At 37.7% G+C, this 3,545-nt stretch carries 5 protein-coding genes; 4 read left to right on the forward strand and 1 reads right to left on the reverse strand.

All coding sequences use genetic code 11. The annotated features are described in order from the left end of the window. From QM424_RS09740 to QM424_RS09750, 3 genes are all read left to right on the forward strand, one after another. A partial coding sequence (locus QM424_RS09740; protein WP_414394538.1) for a replication initiation protein occupies positions 1 to 662 on the forward strand: 662 nt, incomplete at its 5' end. Between the two features lie 25 nt (positions 663 to 687). Continuing rightward, positions 688 to 1,092, forward strand: a complete 405-nt coding sequence (locus QM424_RS09745) for a hypothetical protein (RefSeq protein WP_414394541.1) — start codon at positions 688 to 690, stop codon at positions 1,090 to 1,092. Between the two features lie 363 nt (positions 1,093 to 1,455). Beyond that, positions 1,456 to 1,737 (forward strand): hypothetical protein, encoded by a 282-nt coding sequence (locus QM424_RS09750; protein ID WP_414394543.1) that lies wholly within the window; start codon positions 1,456 to 1,458, stop codon positions 1,735 to 1,737. 164 nt (positions 1,738 to 1,901) lie between these two features. On the opposite strand, the gene QM424_RS09755 is transcribed toward QM424_RS09750, so the two are convergent. Next, the gene (locus QM424_RS09755; RefSeq protein WP_414394545.1) at positions 1,902 to 2,348 is read right to left on the reverse strand and encodes a hypothetical protein; all 447 of its coding nucleotides are present in this window, start codon (positions 2,346 to 2,348) and stop codon (positions 1,902 to 1,904) included. A gap of 922 nt (positions 2,349 to 3,270) precedes the next feature. On the opposite strand from QM424_RS09755, the gene QM424_RS09760 reads away from it, so the two are divergent. After that, a partial coding sequence (locus tag QM424_RS09760; RefSeq protein WP_414394547.1) for a replication initiation protein occupies positions 3,271 to 3,545 on the forward strand: 275 nt, incomplete at its 3' end.

Consider the following 3,545-nt stretch of genomic DNA (forward strand, 5'->3'; position numbering starts at 1 on the left):
CCAAAGAAAGCAATGTAACGGATACCTTCTTGGTAACTACCAAAGAGGTGCTGAAACACTTTGGATTGAACGCTTCAGGCTATAATTACGAGCGTGTGGCACGTGGCTTTAAAGCCTTAAACGAAAATACTGCGTTATATTTTGCGATTGAGAAAAACGGTAAAAAGGGAATTCGTATGGGGCAATTATTCTCTATGATTGAGTTTATGGAGAATGGAGAGGTATCGTTTAAATTTTCGGAGTTTGCTGCGCCTTACGTATTTGCTTTACGTAGCCAGTTCTTCTCGTTCAAATTGGCAGAGTTAGCTCAAATCAAATCAAAGTATGCCATTATTTTGATGAAATTGTGGGAAGCAAATCGCTTTAAAAATCAACGTGTCACAACCATTCAAGGAGATTTAGACGATTGGCAAGATTGGTTTTTAGGGGAAGAGAGAAGAATGCCCCCTGCAATCTTTGCAAGGAACTGTCTGAAAGTTGGGGCAGAAGAGCTAGAGAAAAAATTAGGGGTAGATGTTTATCTAAACGTAGTTAAAAATGGCAGAAAGGTCATTGGCTATGAAATGCAGATTACTGATAATCGACAACCAACAACTGCCGAAGTGATACAACATGCAACAGAGAACAGTCATCAAACAGATATCTACGACTTTTTAGACTAATCAACGCAGAAAAGGGAGTCACAAAATGACAGAAAGAGCGGAACTGATAAACGATATCGAGAAATTAAAAGCTGAAAGAAATAGATTATTGAGGCAAGTAGAAGAAGCTGAGCAGTGGGAAAGTACTGCATGGGATAGTTTTAATGCCTTGGCTGACCATCTACGAGCTACAGAGAAAAAGCAAGTCATTGCCCAAAACTACTGGGATAGTTCTCGAAGGGCTATTGAAAGTCAATTTGAATTCGTAGCTAGTCAAATTGCTCGAGTGAAAAAAGTGTTGGATAAAAAACGTTATGAATTACTAGAGGGTGAAATTGACGAATTGATGAAAGAGATTGCTGAATTAGCAGATGTTCTCGGTTTGGAGATTGAGGAGCTACCAAAACACTTGCCGTTTTACACCTTACCAGCTGACGAGATTGTTGATTGAGAAATCAGCCTCTCTTTTTTTGTGTGTATCTGTATGAGATAAGAGTATGTTAAAGTGTGAGATAGTCAAAAAGGGTGATAAACAGGATAGTGTGTGAAAGTAGGCGAAGCCGAGAAAATTACCGGTACTGGAAACGTTGATACTATCAACTCCACACGCTTCGTGGGGACAGTTTCCCTTATGCTCTTTCAGATGATAGATAAGTAAATTTCCTAGTAAAAACTAAATAAGGGGTTTGGGGCCTCCCAAAAATCAGTTTTCATTTTGAAACTGACCTAGCATGTGGTAAACTTACTGGTAAGGTGATACCCACATGCTACGCTTGCCGGAATGAAACTAGACTAGTAAGGAGGATTTAGAGTCATGTCAGATTGGAAAACACTAAAAGAGGTCGCAGAGGAGTTAGGGATATCAAAAGACCTGGTAAAGTATCACAGAAAAAATTTAAATATTTTCCAGGTTGAACAAAAGGATGGAGTGTATCGTATATCTTCTTCAGGAGTAGATGAGATTCGTTCTCGACTGAGAAAAGATAGCTATGATGCCACGTTTGAAGAAAAGGTCATGCGTCGTCTTAATATGCTTGAAAAACAGCAAGAATTGATATACGAGTTATTGCTTAAAGCGTTAAATGAGCGTAAATAGCCTCTAAAAGGCTCATAGGTGCTTGTTTAGGATTTTGTGGTATATTTATATGGTTTTGATGTTAAAACGCGTTAGGAGGGAAATAAGGGGGTTATAGAGGGATATTGATAAGTACAATATAAAAGCTCATAAAAACAATTTTATGAGCTTTTATATTGTTGTTTCTAGAGAGCGACATATACCATGTAAGCATGACTAGATATACTTTGTAATAAATCTTTCCCATTGACAGAAGTGTACGTATTAGGTTCTATTGTTGTTCGTTTTACGTTTGAGAGTGCGAACCAGTGCATATTCTCAGGTTCTCTCTCCCAGATTGATGGAACTGTATAGCCTTCTGGGATTGGTATTTTTGCTCCTTTGCCTAGAGCTTCTACATCAGCAATAATTGCGTAACTGCCATCCTTGATAGTAAGGATGATTTTTTTAATTAGATGACGATATTCCTTTCTAGGTCCTCGCTCCATCGTTAGAAGAACTTTCCCATTGTGTTCTTTTGCGTGAAGAGCATAAAAATTTATTCCTTCACGTGCGCTAAGTTCTCCATCGAATCGTTCTCCAAATTTGTAAACCAAAGCTAGTCCATTTTCGTATTGTTCTAAATTTGACATCTTAGAAGCTCCTTTAGTTAAATTCTAGTTTCAGTAAGTTGAAATCTAGTTGCAAACTAGTATAGCATTTTTGAGAATAAAGTGCAAGGGAATTTGTAAAAAAATTTTTTGTGCGCTTTATTCCATGGTATAATAACAAAGTCGCAACACCCAGTTAGCACTGCTAAGGAGGTGAGACTTTATGCTAAAATGCTTTATCGAGCTTGTTCTGCTACCACTGCTTGTCGGTGTCAGTACAGAACTGATTGCGGAGTGGCTAATCCGTAAGTGGCATGACAAATGCGACAAGTAATCTAGCCTGAGTGCCTTGAGCAAGCACAAAAAACACCCTTGGCTGCAACCTTGGGTGTTTTCTTTATGCTTAGCTTTATCGAACTTTCAAGCAATATAATTATATCACGTGCTAGAACACGTGTCAAAACTAGACACTTGTGATATAATCAAATTGAGGCGCCTCAGCGATACGGTCGGTGGCGTGTATCTCTTTATACGTAGGGCGACTGGAAACGGATAGCTCAAAGGGTACAATTTTGTGTCGGGTGTGGGACTGCCTTCAGCTTTGAGCTGTAAAGACCCCTTATATATTTTAAAGAGATTGGCCCGATAGGGTCTCTTTTTTTTTTTTGAAAAATAAAAAAAATAAGGCTTTTTTTCTAAAGGAGATACTTTCATACTTACTTTATATATACTTTATATATACTTTAGGGGGGTCAAAAAGTCAGTAATATCAAGGGTTTTCACGGAGATAAGTGACAAAAAAATACGTGATACATGACAAAAAAATACGTGATACATGACAAAAAAATACGTGATACATGACAAAAAAATACGTGATACATGACAAAAAAGTAATAAGTTACTTGAAGTTTGTCATATGATATTATATAATCATTTATGACAAAAAAATACGTGAGGTTAAACCATGAAAAAAGGGAAGTCAGAAAATGCGTTTGAGGGCTTGATGTCTAGGCAAGATTATCTAGTAGTACAAGCGAATGACCTAGCCAAAGCCTTTGGGAATTTAAAAGCTTTTGAACATAAGCTCCTGGACTATTGTTTTAGCTATGTTACCAAAGAAAGCAATGTAACGGATACCTTCTTGGTAACTACCAAAGAGGTGCTGAAACACTTTGGATTGAACGCTTCAGGCTATAATTACGAGCGTGTGGCACGTGGCTTTAAAGCCTTAAACGAAAA

Source organism: Streptococcus mitis (assembly GCF_047464945.1).
Lineage (GTDB): Bacteria > Bacillota > Bacilli > Lactobacillales > Streptococcaceae > Streptococcus > Streptococcus mitis_EA.

Coding starts and splice junctions, on each gene's coding strand:
- QM424_RS09745 (WP_414394541.1), top strand. CDS start 688: ATGACAGAAAGAGCGGAACTGATAAACGATATCGAGAAATTAAAAGCT.
- QM424_RS09750 (WP_414394543.1), top strand. CDS start 1,456: ATGTCAGATTGGAAAACACTAAAAGAGGTCGCAGAGGAGTTAGGGATA.
- QM424_RS09755 (WP_414394545.1), bottom strand. CDS start 2,348: ATGTCAAATTTAGAACAATACGAAAATGGACTAGCTTTGGTTTACAAA.